This window comes from Prescottella equi, from assembly GCF_020171745.1.
In the GTDB taxonomy this organism is placed as follows: Bacteria; Actinomycetota; Actinomycetes; order Mycobacteriales; family Mycobacteriaceae; genus Prescottella; species Prescottella equi_A.
Genome location: NZ_JAIVAH010000035.1, coordinates 18,859 through 34,504, shown reverse-complemented (window position 1 = coordinate 34,504; position 15,646 = coordinate 18,859). Strand labels below are relative to the sequence as shown.

General features: G+C 65.6%; 15 protein-coding genes. 1 reads left to right on the top strand and 14 read right to left on the bottom strand.

The features are described 5' to 3' along the window. Window positions 1-238: 238 nt before the first annotated feature. Window positions 239-1,198, top strand: a complete 960-nt coding sequence (locus tag LCL87_RS25160; RefSeq protein WP_225024185.1) for an HNH endonuclease signature motif containing protein — start codon at window positions 239-241, stop codon at window positions 1,196-1,198. 493 nt (window positions 1,199-1,691) lie between these two features. On the opposite strand, the gene LCL87_RS25155 is transcribed toward LCL87_RS25160, so the two are convergent. From LCL87_RS25155 to LCL87_RS25090, 14 genes are all read right to left on the bottom strand, one after another. Next, a complete protein-coding gene (locus tag LCL87_RS25155; protein WP_225024184.1) occupies window positions 1,692-1,832 on the bottom strand; it encodes a hypothetical protein in 141 nt (46 codons plus the stop codon). Window positions 1,833-1,840: 8 nt separating this feature from the next. Beyond that, complete coding sequence (locus LCL87_RS25150) at window positions 1,841-2,974, bottom strand: hypothetical protein (protein ID WP_225024183.1); 1,134 nt, start codon at window positions 2,972-2,974, stop codon at window positions 1,841-1,843. A gap of 15 nt (window positions 2,975-2,989) precedes the next feature. Next, a complete protein-coding gene (locus LCL87_RS25145; RefSeq protein ID WP_225024182.1) occupies window positions 2,990-3,427 on the bottom strand; it encodes a hypothetical protein in 438 nt (145 codons plus the stop codon). 24 nt (window positions 3,428-3,451) lie between these two features. Then, window positions 3,452-3,865 (bottom strand): hypothetical protein, encoded by a 414-nt coding sequence (locus tag LCL87_RS25140; RefSeq protein WP_225024181.1) that lies wholly within the window; start codon window positions 3,863-3,865, stop codon window positions 3,452-3,454. A 2-nt stretch (window positions 3,866-3,867) separates the two neighbouring features. Continuing rightward, a complete protein-coding gene (locus tag LCL87_RS25135; protein WP_225024180.1) occupies window positions 3,868-4,527 on the bottom strand; it encodes a hypothetical protein in 660 nt (219 codons plus the stop codon). After that, the gene (locus tag LCL87_RS25130) at window positions 4,524-4,877 is read right to left on the bottom strand and encodes a hypothetical protein (protein ID WP_225024179.1); all 354 of its coding nucleotides are present in this window, start codon (window positions 4,875-4,877) and stop codon (window positions 4,524-4,526) included. The genes LCL87_RS25135 and LCL87_RS25130 overlap by 4 nt, the downstream gene beginning before the upstream one ends. Window positions 4,878-4,880: 3 nt before the next feature. After that, window positions 4,881-5,165, bottom strand: coding sequence for a hypothetical protein (locus LCL87_RS25125; RefSeq protein ID WP_225024178.1), 285 nt, complete (start codon window positions 5,163-5,165; stop codon window positions 4,881-4,883). Beyond that, window positions 5,165-5,896 (bottom strand): peptidoglycan recognition protein family protein, encoded by a 732-nt coding sequence (locus LCL87_RS25120; RefSeq protein WP_225024177.1) that lies wholly within the window; start codon window positions 5,894-5,896, stop codon window positions 5,165-5,167. The genes LCL87_RS25125 and LCL87_RS25120 overlap by 1 nt, the downstream gene beginning before the upstream one ends. 1 nt (window position 5,897) lies before the next feature. Beyond that, window positions 5,898-6,503 carry a phage gene 29 protein family protein gene (locus LCL87_RS25115; RefSeq protein ID WP_225024176.1) on the bottom strand — a complete coding sequence of 202 codons (606 nt, stop codon included), beginning with the start codon at window positions 6,501-6,503 and terminating at the stop codon, window positions 5,898-5,900. Then, window positions 6,503-8,146, bottom strand: coding sequence for a Gp37-like protein (locus tag LCL87_RS25110; protein WP_225024175.1), 1,644 nt, complete (start codon window positions 8,144-8,146; stop codon window positions 6,503-6,505). The genes LCL87_RS25115 and LCL87_RS25110 overlap by 1 nt, the downstream gene beginning before the upstream one ends. Continuing rightward, entirely contained in the window at window positions 8,143-9,054 is a 912-nt protein-coding gene (locus LCL87_RS25105; RefSeq protein WP_225024174.1) for a phage tail protein, read from the bottom strand. The genes LCL87_RS25110 and LCL87_RS25105 overlap by 4 nt, the downstream gene beginning before the upstream one ends. 9 nt (window positions 9,055-9,063) lie before the next feature. After that, on the bottom strand, window positions 9,064-13,821 hold the full coding sequence (locus LCL87_RS25100; protein ID WP_225024173.1) for a tape measure protein: 4,758 nt from the start codon (window positions 13,819-13,821) through the stop codon (window positions 9,064-9,066). Between the two features lie 197 nt (window positions 13,822-14,018). Beyond that, window positions 14,019-14,582, bottom strand: coding sequence for a DUF7426 family protein (locus LCL87_RS25095; RefSeq protein ID WP_225024172.1), 564 nt, complete (start codon window positions 14,580-14,582; stop codon window positions 14,019-14,021). Window positions 14,583-14,899: 317 nt separating this feature from the next. Beyond that, window positions 14,900-15,643: a phage tail tube protein gene (locus tag LCL87_RS25090; protein WP_225024171.1), complete on the bottom strand. Its 744-nt coding sequence runs from the start codon at window positions 15,641-15,643 to the stop codon at window positions 14,900-14,902. Window positions 15,644-15,646: the final 3 nt, after the last annotated feature.

Here is a 15,646-nt window from a genome sequence, read left to right as displayed (position 1 = left end):
GTGGAGCTAAGGGGACTCGAACCCCTTTGTTGATCACGGTTTTTACGGACTGACCTGCAGTCGGCGTCGGATCGAGGTGCGTTGACGCAGATTCGTGACCTGTAGTTTTCCCGTCGGGTGTTGACCGCGTCAACGCCTTGTAGCTGGTTCGTCAGAGACGCCGTATACATTCGTGGCGCTACCAACAGGTGGATGCTACCGACGATCCCTGTTCGGTTCGGTGACGGGAGGGAACAGTATGGAACTCGGCGAGGGGCGGACCGCGTGGCTAACGACGTCGAAGTCCGGCAACTACCGCCGCATCGTCGGCAGCGGGAAGTACGACGATAATCCGTCGTCTCATTACAGTTGGGACAGCAAAGTCCACAACCATGCCAAAGTCCATCCCGGAGACGTCGTCGTCCTATGGGACGCGAAGACCCTGCTCGGAGCCTCCGTGATTGAGCGAATCGACGACACAGGAAAAATGATCAAGCCCGGGCTCCGGTGCCCTGACTGCCGTCTCGCCAACGTCGTCCCTCGAACAACCAAGAAGCCGATCTACCGCTGCGACGACTGCGGCGTGGAATTCGACGACCCGGTCGTCATCGAGGAAGAAGTCGACACCTACAGATCCACTCACGATCAGGCCTGGATCGACCTCGAAGGCCTCCTCGACGGCGCAACTCTGCGGAGCCTTTGCGTTCATCCAAAGTCCCAGAACAGCTTCCGCCCCCTCCGGTGGAACGACTTCAAGGAGGCCTTGGCGAAGGTGACGGCCGGCGACCCGCTGCGCGCCCTCGCCGTCACGGAGAGCCAGATCGCAGGTGGACACACGACAAGACCCGTTCGCGTGCGACTCGGGCAGCCAGCTTTCCGGGCAACACTGCTTAAGCAGTACGGAGAGCACTGCGCCCTGACGGGACCCTGCCCGTCAGCAGTGCTGGAGGCTTGCCATCTGTACAGCTACGCCAAGGTCGGCGAGCACAAGGACCAAGGCGGGCTGCTGATCCGGCGCGATCTCCATCGATTGTTCGACGTTGGACTTCTTGCTGTTGACTCCAGCGGAACGATTGATCTGGCTGAGGACATTCGAAAGTACCCGGCTTACGCCGCACTTCACGGGAGCGCGACTCACGTTCAACTCGCCGAGAAACAGAGGCACTGGCTCCACCTGCACTGGATCGAGCACCGCACCGACGATCCGCTCGGCGGCTGACGAGTTCAACGAGTATCCGAATCTGCTCCCTTCCGCCGCCATCGGTTGCCGTAGTCGCGCCGCCCTTCATGGTCTGGCCGGTACAGGATGGCCCCACAGGTGCGGCAGTCATAGGTGCGGTGTCCGCCGGTGCCGGCGCAGCCGCACGCGAACCATCCGACGAGCACCTTCCCCGCTGTGAGGGGGTGGCCGTTGGGGCATGTCTTGGGTGCGCGTTCGTACATCGGCACCCACCCATTTTCGCACATGTGTTCGATGGTGGTGCTATCGTCGGGGTGCGCCTGAGGGAAGCGGGCGTGCGGGCAAGGGGACGCAGCTTGGGGTAGACGCCGCGTCCCCTACTCGTGTCCGGAGTCGGTCAGCCACTGCTGGTATTCGGCCTCCCATAGGGCGATGTCCCACAGCTCGTCATCCACACCTGGTTGGACGCCGGCGGCCAGGGTTCGGTTCCAACGACTGAAGGCCCCCACCCAGTGAAGGGTGGGGGCCAATGTCATGCGGTGGGTGTGGTGTCCCAGCCTGCCGAGTATCGGATCTCGCCTCTGCTGTCGCGGACCTCGCAGGAGAGCCAGGCGCCGTCGACGGCGAGGGTGATGGTGTGCCCGGGAAGGCCCGAGAGGGTGACCGTTTCCATGCGCCCTCCTAGCTGAGCGTCCAGTAGAGGTAGGTGTTCGCCTCGATGATGTTTCGGTACGCGTTGGCTACCGAGTCCTGCCCCCATGCGTAGAGCGAGAGTGTGTCGTTCGGCGCCAGGGCCGCGGTGCCAGTCAGTGTGGAGCCCGTGTTGCCGATCGCTAGAACCTCGGAATCATTCCTGACGACCATGAACTGCACGAAGACTCCAACTCCGCCGGCCTGGAACGTCACCTTGCCGGTGAAGTTCACCGTCATAGCGGCGCTGGCCTCGAGACCGTCGTCGACGATCGCGGTGCCCGGGTAGCCTGCCCGCACCGCCCAGCCGCGCACCTTCGTTGCGCGAGGGAAGAGCGGGAGAGAGATGTTCGAGTCTCTGGGGATCTGCTGTGTGCCGACCTTGTCCATGCCCGCCGGATATGGCACGGCGACGACTGCGGCGGGGAACTGCCCAGCTGCCCCGAATGTGGACGCCAATGCCGCCGCAGCACCCGATGCCGATGGCGTGAGAGCCTTCGCGGTAGCAGTGGCACGAGGCATGGCCTGTGCCCGCCCTGCGCGGAGTGCTGGAATGCGCATCTGGCCGGACGCCGCCGCTGCTACCGCCTGCGCGAGAGCTAGCCCGTTGACGGTTACCGACCGCACCTCGCCTGCGCTTGTGGCGAGTTGCACGTTCACGGCCGCTGGTATCACGACCGTAGGCGGCACGACGACGGCACTCCCCGTGAATGCGGGCGCACGTGCGACACCCGCGGCCACCTGCCCGGCCGACACTTTCGACATCCCTGCAGTTGCGGACGCCGCCAGGATCTCCACATACACCGCTGCGGCAACGCCCGATGGGTGAAGCTGCCCGGCTGCCGACATGGTGGGCATCGGGACGCGAGCCCCGGCCGAGACTGTCAGCGCACGGAACTCTGACGTCGCCGAGACGTCCGGGCTGGTGATTGACTGGCCCGCCGACGGTGACGGAGGAAGCACTCGCCCCGACGCCGCGAACTGTTGCACCGACGCCAACGCGGGAATCGTGCCGTCCCACACCATGTGGTCACCGAGGCGCACCTGCACTACGTGATGCTCGACGCCGTCCTCGTCGATGTAGCGGAGAACTGCCGCGACCTTGCCGCCTTGGACGATTGGCACGGCTACCTCCCGAGGCTAGGAAACGGTCATCGTGCAGATGCCCGCGGAATCCCAGATCAGCTGGAACGCGGCTGCGGTCGATGAGATGTCCTGGTCGAACGTGATGTATCCGATCAGGGGCCGGGTCGCGTCGGAACCGGGTGTGCTGTCGTAAATGACCGCGTGACGGGCTGTGATCGTCGCTGCCGCCCACGAGGTGTCGTCGGCATCCAGTTTGAGCGTGTTCGTGGCCGCGTTATAGGTGACGGTGACGCCGGTGAGGGCGGCGCCGCCGGCGCTGTAGCCGGACCCGGATACCTCGCCTGTCACCGACGACTTGTACCGATGCGCGTCCTGATCGGGTGTGTACGCCGACGTGCACAGCATCACCTTGAGCGTGTCGGTGTCGAGGTCAATCTCCTTGTTGACGGCGCTCAGAAGGAAGCCGCCGTAGAACTTGCCGATGTGAGCCATGCTGAACTCCTGAGGTATGGGTGGCTATTCGAAGAGCACGTAGACGGTGGCGGGGTCTTTCGCCATGCCGGGGTACGCCGTGAGCGGTACCGCCTTGACGCGAGCGATCCCGCCGGCGTTGGAGACATACCCGGTTGTCCACGCGCCCGGGTCGGGCGGGGTCGCGGCCTGGATCAGCGGCCACAACTGCACTGGCGTGGGCGAGTCTGGGATGGTGATCTGGTACGGGCGCGGGTCGCCCTGGATGGTGAGGATCGCGATGCCGGGCTCAAGGTTTGGGGTGGTGAGTACGCCCGCGGCCGCTTGGCATCGAACCTTGCGGGTGGTGATGATGCCGTCGCCCGAGTCGTCCTCGCGGACGGTCGGGGTGGCGAACGTGAAGTTGGTGAGGTCGTCGTAGGCGCCGATGTCGCGGACGGTCCCAGTCAGGATGGTCATTGTTACCCCTGTCCTGTGTTGCCCGTGGCGGTGTCACGGGAGATGTGCTGGACCGTGAGTCGATTGCGGTCGGGCCCGCCAAGGATTCCGCGGAACGCCGCGATGTACGACACCCATGCCTGCACCTGATAGCCCGGCTCTGGCACGACGACCGAGCAGATGTTCGTGGATGACAGCGACCCGTTGTCATTCAGCTTGGCGCGGGTCTGCGAGAACACACTCCCCGACGGGGTGAGTATCCGGATCTGCCACTCGACGGTGCCAGTCAAAAGGTTGATGTAGTCGAACCAGAGCTGGCAGCGAATATCCCACAGCCCCCTGTCATTCAGGATGATCCGACCGTTGGAGAGGCGGCAGCCCTGCATGGGGCCGATCTGGTTTGAGAACGAGCACTGCCCGGTCTGGTTGAACCCCTGATCTGTGTTCATATAGGCGGACCCGAAGTCGAGTAGCGGCGACAGTAGGTCAGTGCGCTGGTTCAGCGCGAGCTGCCCATCGGTAAACACCTGAAACTGGTTCTTGAACTTGTTCTGCGCGCCACCGAAAGCGTCCTTCACGCCGCCAGTCATGAGCGCCATCGCGTTCGTCTCACTGACGCTCTGCCCGTAGTCGGAGCCGACCACGTACGCGCCGTCAGGGGGTGGGCCGACTGGGTAGGTCATCGCTCCACCTCCGCACGCAGGTCTGCAGGAATGTCGGGCGGCGCCTCACCGGGCACCCGGTGCCCGATCCAATCGAGCAAGTCGCGGATGAACCGGATCGCCGAATCGAGAAGCGTTGTCTTGTGCGCGTTCTCCGCCTCAAGTACCTCGACGCGCTGCTCGAGCGAGCCCATCCGCGTGGACATGGGGGTCACGAGCGCGGCCGCCGCCTCGGCGATGATCTTCGCGGCGTCGGCATCGATCTTCCCCGCCTCCGCCTTCGACCGGCGGCGGCCCACGACAGCATTGACTGCCGCCGTGAAACCGCCTCCGGTGATGACCGCGAGAACGATCGTGAGCACAGGGCTCATGCGCTACCCCTCTGCGCGATGTCTGCCGACGTACTGCTCCAACTCGTCGATCTGCTTGTCGGTCACACCGTTCGGAGTGAACTTGACGCCCACGACCGTCAGCAGCGAGATCAGCACCAGGACGCCGGAAGTGACACCCTCGGGGACGTTCACGCCCGCCGAGAGCACCGCCCACAGCAGCGCGACGACGAGACCGACCGCGGTGGTGACGGTGTTCGCGTACTTCTTCACGAGAGGCTGCTCCGCCATCTTGGCGCGCAGCACATCGAGGATCGGGTTCGGGTTCATCACTGACCTGCCTTCGGGTCCTTGAAGCCGGGGATCTTCAGTGCGGCGCCGATCGCTGCCAGCGCGTCGACGACCGTCCGGTTGCCGAGCTGCGCCCAGCCTGGGTACTTGCCGACCTCGGTCGAGCCGGTCAGTTGCGCATTGATGTTCTGCTCGAGGTTCATACCGCCTCCTGCGGGTGGTGGGGTTGTGGCGCCGCCGCGGGCGTAGTTGATGACGAAGTCATAGGGGAAGCCCGTACCGGGGTCCCAGTGGTCAGAGCCGCCGAATGCCTGCGAGCATTCGTTGTGCCCGGCAATGCCCTTCGAGCCCGCCTTGAGCTGTGTTGCGTTCAGGCGTGCGAGTGGGATGCCGTAGTCCTTCGACCACTTCGCGACGACCTCGCCTGCCTTGCGCAGCGCCTTGTCGTAGTCGCGCAACCAAACCTCACGGGAGGTCGAAGCCTGGCCGACGACGGAGATGTGCAGCCCGCGGCCGTTGGCCTGGACAGAGCCCGCGGCCCAGGGGATGTAGTTGTCGTCATTCGAACGGACTGAGGTGCCGAACTTGTCGACGAGCACGTTGTACGAGCCGCCGGCGCTGGGGTTCTGCTGGTACCGGGCCACGTCCTGCGCGGTCGTGTTCCCGCTATTCTCGGTGGTGTGGAAGATGATCCACGCGAGGGAGCCGGTGTTGCGGGGTCCGCTGTCGTTGCTGGTGTAGATGTCGACGTCAGCCTTGTACTGAGCCATGTCACATCCCCTTCCATCGGGGGTCGTTGAGGATCTGTTCTCGGCACTTGCCGGTCATCTCGAGCGCGAGGACCCGGGAGCGTTCACGGTCGTCTTGGCCGATGAGGTAGCCACGGACCTCGGAGGGTGTGTAGTCGCGAGGATCGAACGTGCGCTCCACCGATGCCACATCCCGCGCAGGCTCGGGCGACGGGATGACGCCGTCGCGGTAGAGCTGCTCAGCGATGGCCGCCTGCTCGTTGCGGGTGTACTGCTCGCTGGACACGTCCGGGATCACCATGGGCGGTGGCTCGGGCTCGTCGATCCCCACCCACTGCATCGTCGCGTTCTGTGGATGCTGCTGCCCCCGCGGTGGCGGGATCAGCTTCAAGGCAGGCGTCGGGAGCTGGTCGACATGGATCATGCCGTTCTCGTCCGCCAACGCTGCAATGTGGCCGACGTAGCAGACGCCGATCCTGGTCCAGTGCTCCGACCAGTCTTCGGCGAGATCCGATGGTGGGGTGAACTTTTGCGGGCCCGCCCATGGCAGGCCCACGCAGGCAGGCTTGAGGGCCAGCTTCGGATCGGTCCGGTCGCAGTTGTCCCATGTCGGGATGCGCGATTCCACTAGATCACTCCTAGTTCCTGGATGAGGCCGATGAATTCCTGCATCTGCTCGAAGGCCTTGAGCACTGGGTCTTCGTGCTTGCGCTGCCCGACCTGAATCCGCCACGTCGGGGTTGAGTCCCGATCCCATGAGATGGCGAGTTCGGAGACGCGTTCGACGATGATGCGGCCCGGGGCGAGCGGGGCCTGCAGGGAGAAGCCGATGCGGTCGCCGAGGAAGTAGTGGCCGAATCCGTTCTGGCCAATCTTCCACGGTGCACCGTCGGCGACTTCGAGGGTGACCGAGTGCTGCTCGCGGGTCTCCCAACGCCCCGTGCGCATCGCCAGCAGCCAGGCGATGGTGTACGCCCGGTCGGCGCCCTCCTGGAACCGCTCGTGGTAGTGAGACCAGCCCATACGTTGGGCGCGGGTGATGTTCTCCCACTTGCCGAACGCGAGGACGACGTCCGTGTAGAGCGGCTTGAGGATCGCATCGGCGACACCACCGAGCGGTGGGACGCCAGGGATCATCGCGGTCAGGTCGCCGGCCATCTGGATTGCCGCACCAATGGTCTCGTTGACCATCGGCATCGAGTGCCCACCCGCGACGATCTGGCGGTCCCGTGCGGGCTTGAGTGAGTACATCGACGACTGGATGCCGGTGTGCTCGGACTCGCGGTAGACCACCGCGGGCATCGACGGATCGGAGCCCTTCACGCCCGGCTGCGCGTAGTTGGCCGGGATGTTCGGGTCGGCGACGGTTTCGAGGGACTCCTCAAGGCCGTCGGCGCCGATGCTGGTGAACTGCCGGATCAGGCCGGAGAAGATGCTGCCACCGAACGAGGTTCCAGTGTTCCAGCCGGACTTGTCGATCAGGTCCCAGACGAGGGCGCCGTGCCGGAGGTTCGCGCCGGGCCACGGAGGCGGATCGCCCTGCAGGTACCGGCGCGGCTCCCACGTCAACTGGCCGTCGGCGACCTGCTTCCGGGACACCTCGTGCATGTTCTTCATGCGGGATCTGACGATCGCGCCGACAGAGTTGTCCGGCGTCAGGTCAGGCTTGACGACCTGCGACCACTTGTTGAGGTCGCCGACCGCGTTCATCGCCGAGACGGTCAGCGGGTTGCCGGCCACCGGCCAGGGAGACTTCTCGAGCCGACGCAGGTTCACATGCAAGGTGGTCTTGAGCCCAGTGCGCGACCGCCCGAAGTGCATCCACACCTTCGGGAACTGAAACCCGATCGGCATGAACGGGTTCGGCCACGCGAGAATGTGCTTGAGTTCCTCGTAGTCGTGCTCGAACAACACGCGCACGCGCCGGCCGCGCTCGTCGTTGATGACCTGCAGCTCGGACATGCGGCCACCCCAACGGGCGCCGTCCTTGTCCATCGTGACGTGCACATTTGAGGTGGGACGCTCGTCGGCGGCCGCCAGCCACTCCGAGAGGAAGTAGTCGGCGGGCATCTCCAACATTCCGACGCCGGTCTCATTGTCGATGAACGAGAACTCGGCGCTGATCTCCCGCTTGCAGATACCGCGGAGGTTCCAGTCGCCGTCCCAGATGCGGATCAGCGGCGGGATGAGGCGTTCCTCAGCCTCGGCCTTGATCTTCGAGGTGATCTCGTCGAAGACGGCGTCGAAGTCGATGGTCTGCACAGTGGTCACAGGCGCAACCCCCATGGTCGTGAGTACGGGCGGATGAGCCGCAACTGGATGCCGACACCCGCGGGCGCGCCGGTGACGGAGACGTTGAACTCGGTGCGCTTCTGCCCTGACTTGATCGGGTAGAGGAACTGGGTTCCGTTCATGCGCAGGTAGATCTGGGTGTCGATGTTCGAGCGGACCTGCTCGTGCTTCGCGGCCTCGTCGGTGTTGATGTAGAGGTGCTCGGCGGCGAGTAGCTTCGGCACGACGATGCGCCGATTCGCGTCCGCCGTGGCCCGCCGGTAGCGGTCGTCACCGAAGCTGTAATCGGGGATCGTCCAACGGGCGTCCGTGGCCGCCTGCACCACCCACTGCGCCCAGATCGGATCCGGCGTCGGATTCGCGAACGGGACGACGATGGTGCCGTTCGCTGTCGACCCGCCCATGGTGTCGACGGTGGACGCCCAGGGGAAGGTGTCGACCTTGTCGTACCAGTACGGGTCCGCGGCGACGCAGTGCATGACGATCCGCGTATAGCCGAGGGCGTGCCCCTTGAACGGGTCCTTCACCTCCGGCTCGCGTGCGAGCGCGATGTCGATGTAGCGACGCGAGCTCTCCGTCTCCACCCACAAGCGGGCGGTGCGGCCATAGTCGAACGCCAACCGCCACGCCGAGTCCAATTCCTCCCAGGACCCGGCCGCGCCAAGCACGCCGACGCCGAACTGGATGTCGCGCTGAAGGTCTCGCTTGCCGCCGTAGGTGGATCCCTTCTCGAAGGCGTGCGAGTTGTAGATCGGCTTCACGGGCGAGTCGTAAAGCCCTTGGATATCGGTCTTGAGAGTGACGCCTTCTGCGCCGGCGCCAGGGCCGGAGAGCGTGAACATCTGACCGTTCACGCCCTCCAGCTCGACGGTGGGGGCTGCGCCCACGTGTGCCTCCTACTTGATCCAGGACAGGCTCTTGCCGCCGATGTACTCCTGCCACTTCCGGACGGCGTCGTCTCCGTCCTTGGCGTTGATGACGACCTGCACGGGCGGGTCCTCGGCGATGACACGAAGAACTTCGACCATCTGCTCGAGCGCCCGCACGTTCTCCGGCTCCTTGCCGGCGTCGATGAGGGCGCCGATCGCGCCGCCAGGCTTGAGCCCGAACGAGTCGAGCCACTCCTGGCCGGCCTGCTCCGTCCACTCCGCCATTCGTTCCTGCGGGGTCTTCACCTCGTAGGACTTCACCTCAGGCGGGTTCTCGCGGGCCACCTGATCGGTCGGCGCCGGAGCATCCGGAGCCGCGGGCTCGATCGCCATCGGCTGCAGGTGTGGGAACCGGTCGACGATCGCCTTGCGGAGATCCAGCAGTCCGACGACCCGGGGATCGTCTTCCTCGACCTGGAATGCGTCCCGGAGGTTGGCGGTGAAGTCGCCGTCCTTGAGCAGTGATCGCACGCCCAGGGTTGCGGCCACCCGCAGGTCGTCCTCTTCGACACCGAAAGCGTCGCGGAGGTTGCCGGTGAACTGCCCGTCGGCCAGGAGCGATCGAACGCCGAATGCTGCAGCGACTCTCGGGTCATCTTCCTCGACACCGAAGGTCTCCCGGACGTTCTGGTCGAACTGGCCGTTGGCCGCGGCGCGGAGGCCGAGCCATCGCACGATGCGCGGGTCGTCCTCCTCCACCCCGAACGCCTCACGGAGGTTCTGGGTGAACTCTCCATTGGCGAGCAGGGACCGCAGCCCGAGAGCGGCGATGACGCGAGGATCATCCTCTTCGACGCCCACCCGGCTGAGGCTGGACGTGTAGTCGCCGCGCTCGAGCAGTGCCCGGACGCCGTCGATAGCATCGGCGATCGGGTTCGACGCCGGCGAGGAGGTCGGCGCCGGTGCGGCTCCCGCACCCGAAGGTGCTGAACCGCCCGACGATCCGGATCCGCCGCCATATCCGGCGCCACTGGGCCAGTTGGTGACGAACACCCGCTGGCCATCGGCCTGCTGCCCACCACCCGATGCGGTGGCGGGATTGTCCCCGCCGGTACTCGCTTCCGGGAGATGCCACACCTCAGGGAAGTCGGTTGCGCCCTGAGCGCCGCTGCCGTACCGGATCCCGGCGCCGCTGGCTGATTCGACGTTGGTGCCGTAGAGGGTGCCGGCCATGTGGCCGTTCTCTCCGACGCCGCCGTTGGTGCCGACGGAGAAGCCGTTCGGGTCGTAGCCGGGGACGAATCCCAACGCTGCGAAGTCCGATGCGGTGGTGAAGCGGACGTTCTTGCCGGTCAGCTTGCTGTAGATGCCCGACAGGTAGCCGGAGCAGTCGAGCGCGCCGTAGACGTAGCCTTCGCCGTTGTGGGCTTTGGCGTATGCCTCGGCTGCCGATCGGTCGACGCGCATTCCGCCGTCGGCCATGACGTCTCGCTTGTTGACGAGGCCGTAGCCGAAGCGGCGTGCGGTCTCCTTGAGGATCGCCAGAGACCGCGTGCGCTTCGACTGCGCGCCGGGGATGTATGCCTCCCAGACGGTTTCACCTTCGCCGTACTGGACGTTGCCTAGTGGGGTTTGGGCGAAGATGCCTTGCCCTTGCCCCTGGACGATGTGCGCGGTGTCAAGCATCCCGCTGGCGCGCTTCCTGAAGGGCAGCATCCATGCGCCGGCGCCGATACCGCGCAGTCCGCCGTCGGCACCGTAGTGCTGGCCGACGGCGGCCCTCGGGGTGCCGGTTGTCCCGGTGCCGGACATGACCTCGTTGACGTAGATCGTGTGCGATCCAGTGGTCTGCTTTCCGCTGAGGTTGCGGTCGATGTTTCCAGCGATGTCCACGCTGTTGTCGGTGATGACGACCTTGCCGTTCGGGAGGGTCGTCGTCTTGATGCCCAATTCGGAGAGGCGCGCAATCGTCTCGGGGCTGTTGTCCGCGATGACGATATGCTTCTCATTGTCCGAGTGGACCTTGATGCCGAGCTGCTCGAGCCCGGCCATGACACCCTCGTAGCCCGGCGTCTCAATGGTGATTGGCTTGACGGCAGGGATGCCGTCGTACTTGCCGCGCAGCCCATCTAGGGCGTCGAACGCCGCCTTGGTGTTCGGGACGATCGTGAACTCTTTCGTCCCAGGAATCTGCTCGACAGTAAACCCGATGCCTTCGAGGTCAGTCTTCGCCTGGTCGGACAACGATGTCACGGTGATCGTCGAGGTTGTGCCGTCGAACGATTTGAACTGGTCGCCGATCGAATCCAGCACCGTCTTGGTGTTCGCGGCGTTCTTGATGTCAAGGTTGACTTGAACGTCCGTTGGGATCAGCCCGAGGGACTTCGCGAGCGTCTCTGCCTGCTCGCGGGATCCCAGCATCGCAGTAGCTAGATTGAGGAACTGGTCGTACTGCGGACGCAACGCATCCGTGAGGCCCTGGCCGCGGAGCCCTGACTCATAGAGTGATGCGGCGAGTTCCTTGTAGCCCTCCGCCGCCTGCCGTGCCGCCTTATCGGCGGTAGCACCCTCCTTGGTTTTCGTGTCGATCAGTCCGGAGCCATCGAGGCCGACATTGCCGAGCGTGCCGGCCAACTCCTTGAGTTCACGGAACGACTCGTTGAGCCTCGCCTGCGCGTCGTGGACGGTGAACTGGTCGTCCGACAGCTTGTTCAGCGCGCCCGTGAGGATGTCCACGCCGGCGGCCGCACCCTTGGCGTTCGACTCGAACTCCTTGAGCGACTCCACCATCCCGTCGAGGGCGACAGTGCCATCGACGGCGACCTCTAGCTTGTAGCCGCCCGCTTCCGCTTCACGCTTGATCGCGTCTTGCTTCTTCTTGATCGACTCCCGCGCCTTGTCGTAGGCGGCGAGAGCGTCGCTGTACTCGGTGTCGTACTCGTCGTTGCGCTTCGGGCCCGAGAAGGGTGTGCGGATGTCGAGGTCGAAGAAGTCCTGCTTGATTCGATCCCAAAGACCCATCTGGTCAGCGGCTTGCTCGTGAGCATCCTTGAGCTGCTCACGTGTCTTCTCGGCCGCATCGCCCATCCCGGCGAGGCCTTTTGCGGCCTGGTCGAGCGGGATATTCGCCTTCGAGAGCGCCTCGCCGAGGCTGGTGGTGCCGTCCTTAAGCTTGATCGTCTCCAGTGCAGCGGCGGCGGCCTGCTGGCCCGCCTCGCTGTACTTGCCGCCTGTCGAGGAGAGCACCGTGGCGGTGTCGGAGACGGCGGCGCCGATCTGCTCGGTCTGCGCCTTCGCCTTCGCAACCTCATTCGAGTGGCTAACCCACAGTGCGGTGGCGGCCATGATGCCGATACCGAGCGGGCCACCGAGAACGTTCGACAGACCAGAGGCAGCGGACTTCGCCCCTTGCCACGACGCTGCCGCCGCCCCCATGACGTTCGGCATCCGCTTCGCCTGCGCCGCGGCATCCATGAATGCCGTGCCCATCTTGCCGATCGCGCCCGTGCCCGTCGACAGTGCCATCGCGTTGCGCTGCACAGCGTTCAAGGCAGGGGCGGTCTGCTTCAGCTCCCCCGACAGGTTGCGCCACGCGCCGACATTGCCGGTCAGATTGCCGGTCGACGACGCGATCGCCGACGCTGCATTCCGCACCGGGGAGGTGAGCTTCTGACCCATCTCCGTGCCGAGCGCCATCGACGCCAACTTCAGGGCGGCGAACACGGTGACCGCAGACTGCACCGGCGCCGGGATCGAATCGAACGCGCCCTGCGCAGCCTTCACGGCCTTGCCGGCGCCATCGATACCTTCGGTGATGCCACCCATGACGCCGCCGGCGCGGTCGAACACCGGCTGCGCCAGCAGGGCGCCGAACCGGGACACTGCGGCGCCCATGTTCTTGAACGCGCCCGAGACCGTCTCGCCCGACTTCTGCGCAGCACCGCCGAGACCCTTTTCCATTGCGGCACGGAAGGTCTCGAAGTTGATCTCGCCCTTCGAGGCGAGGTTCAGGGTCTCCTCGGCGGTCTTGCCGAGCTCCTTGCCGAGCAGCTGGACGATCGGGATGCCTGCGTCGTTGAGCTGGGCGATGACGTCGCCCTGGATCTTGTTCGAGGCGGCGACCTTGTTCCAAATGGCGCCCATCTCGGTCATGCCCATTCCGGCGATGGTCGCCGAGTCCCCGACCAGGGTGAGGGTCTTCTGCAGGTCCTGGCCCGGCTTGATGCCGGCGGCCACTGCGCCGGCCGCGGTGGAGGCGGCCTCGTCCATTCCGAACGCGGTGCCCTTCACGGCGGCCATCGCGTTCTGCATGATCGCGGCGACATCCTGGGCGGAGTTGCCGAGACCGGACAGCTTCGCTTGAGCGTTTTCGATCGAGGTGAGGCGGTTCCAGCCCTTGAACATCGCAGCGCCGAGCGCCGCGCCCGCAGTGACGCCGATTGCGGCCGCCGACGTCGGCAGGGACACTCCGAGCTTCGACTGCAGTTCCTGCGACGCGTTCGACACCGCCGACGACAGCGATGACGAGAACCGCTGCCCGAACCCCTGGCCCGCCTTATCGCCCGCGGCCGACGCCGATGCGGTCGCCGCCGAGGACAGCTTCGATCCGAACTGGCGGCCGCCCTGCTCGCCCGCCTGACCGAGCTTCCCGGACATGCGGGCGCCGGTCTGCGAGACGGCCTGATCCAGGCTCGTCAACGCCTGCGGAGCCCGCTGAATCCGGGTGTTGAACTCACTGTCGTCGAGGGTGAGGACGGCCTTCAGGGTGCCGACATTCAGGGACACAGGGGCCTCCTAGGCGGGTTCGGTGAGTCGCAGCCTCAGCCGGGATTCCGGGTCGGCGATCAAGCCGGTGATGCGCACGGCCAGCCACCGCCACGACCGCTGCTCGAGCACCCCGGACTCGACGTCGATGCCGAGGTCTTGGAGGTCGAGTTCGACCGCCGTCCAGGCCCGCAGGATCGCCCGCCAGGAGAGGTCGACTACGACGCCTTGCGGGGCCGCTTGCTTCGGTTCGGTGTGGATCCAGTCGCGGATGCCGTGCGCTTCGAGGTACGGGCCGCCGCCGGGGTCGTCAGGGCCGTAGGTGCCAGGTCGGCAGGTGAGGGCTCCTCCGCACTCTCCGGCGCAGATGCAGACTGGCTCGGGTTCTCCCCCGTCTCCCCGTTCGGGTTCGGGGGCAGCGGGTTTCCCAGGACACCGTCCATGCCGGTTCGCCAGTAGATGGCGCCGAAGTCTGCGCTGATGCCGTAGTGCATGAGGGCGGTTCGGCCGGCGTGAATGATCTCTCCCCAGGAGATGCCGTCGTCGTTCATCTGCTGCCAGACGCCGCCGACCGGGTTGCCGTCGTCGTCGATGTCGGCGCCGAACAGCTTCGCGATCTCGGCGAGCTCGTCGGTGTTTGTGAGCGTCTGCTCGTCGTCGGCGAAGATTGCCCGCAGCCGCAGGCCGTCGGCGGCGTTCGGCGTGTGGATCGTGTAGGTCTTGCCGTTGATCGGCAGGTGCAGGTCGGGATCGAAGAACTCCCGAAGATCGTTGTACGGCACAGGGTCTCCTTGCGAATCGGATTAGGTGGCGAGGTTGCGTTCGAGGATGGGGAGTGCGACCCCTGCGCCGACCTGGCGGGTGGCGATGAGCTCATGAAGTCGCTTCTCGTCGACTCCGAGTTCGCTGCACAGCCAGGACTTAGCCGGGATGCCCAGCTCGGTAAGGGTGTTGACCTCAGCCGTGAATAGAACCCCGACAGCCCGAATGCGTTCAATTGCGGCTTCTAGCGGAGTGAAGGGCATGTGCGCGCCTTTATGTGCAGACCACTGAGGCCGCCACTACGCGAGTCACGGCCTCAGCGGGAAGTGGGTTCAGGTCAGGCGGCGGTGATCGTCAGGGTGCCGCCGGTCAGGCCGGCGCCGTCGCCGGTCAGGACGCCGCCCGGGACGGTGACCACGTACTCACCCGCGGATCCGGTGACGGTGAAGTCGCTGGCGCCGTAGCCGTCGTCGAGGGCGACGAGGGCGGACTTGACGGCCGCGTTCGCGGCGTTGAACGCGATGTTCGCGGTCGTCTTGCCGTTCCAGGTCAGCGTGGCGTTACCGGCGGTCGCGCCGCCGAAGCTCACGTTGAAGACCTGGCTGGACGACGGGACCAGCGGCTTGACGATCTCCTGCGGCTCACCGCGGCCCGACAGGGTGAACGAGAACTCCTGCAGTGCGTTCGTGTCGCCGGCCGCCGAGTCCGTCCACTTTACCGTGGTCTCCGCCTGATGGGCGTCCGGGAGGGCGTCGCGGCGGTAGATGCGGGCGGTGACGATGTTGTCGGCGCCGGTCTTGCGGCCCTTCTTGCGCAGGAAGTTCTGTCCCGGGTCGTCGACGAATCCGGTGGTGTTGTCGCCCTTGCGCTTGCCGGAGCCCTCGATGCGGAAGGCGAGGCCGGTGACGATCTGCGAGGCGAAGCCGCCGGAGTCGATGTCGGAGTCGTCCTGCTCGGAGCCCTCGAAGATCGGGGATACCGAGGACAGGCCGCGGACCCGGGTCCAGTCGGAGTCGATGAGGACTTCGAGGATCCAGTCGCGGGCGAGGGTCGATGCGAGTGCTTGCGTGGGTGCGCTCATGTG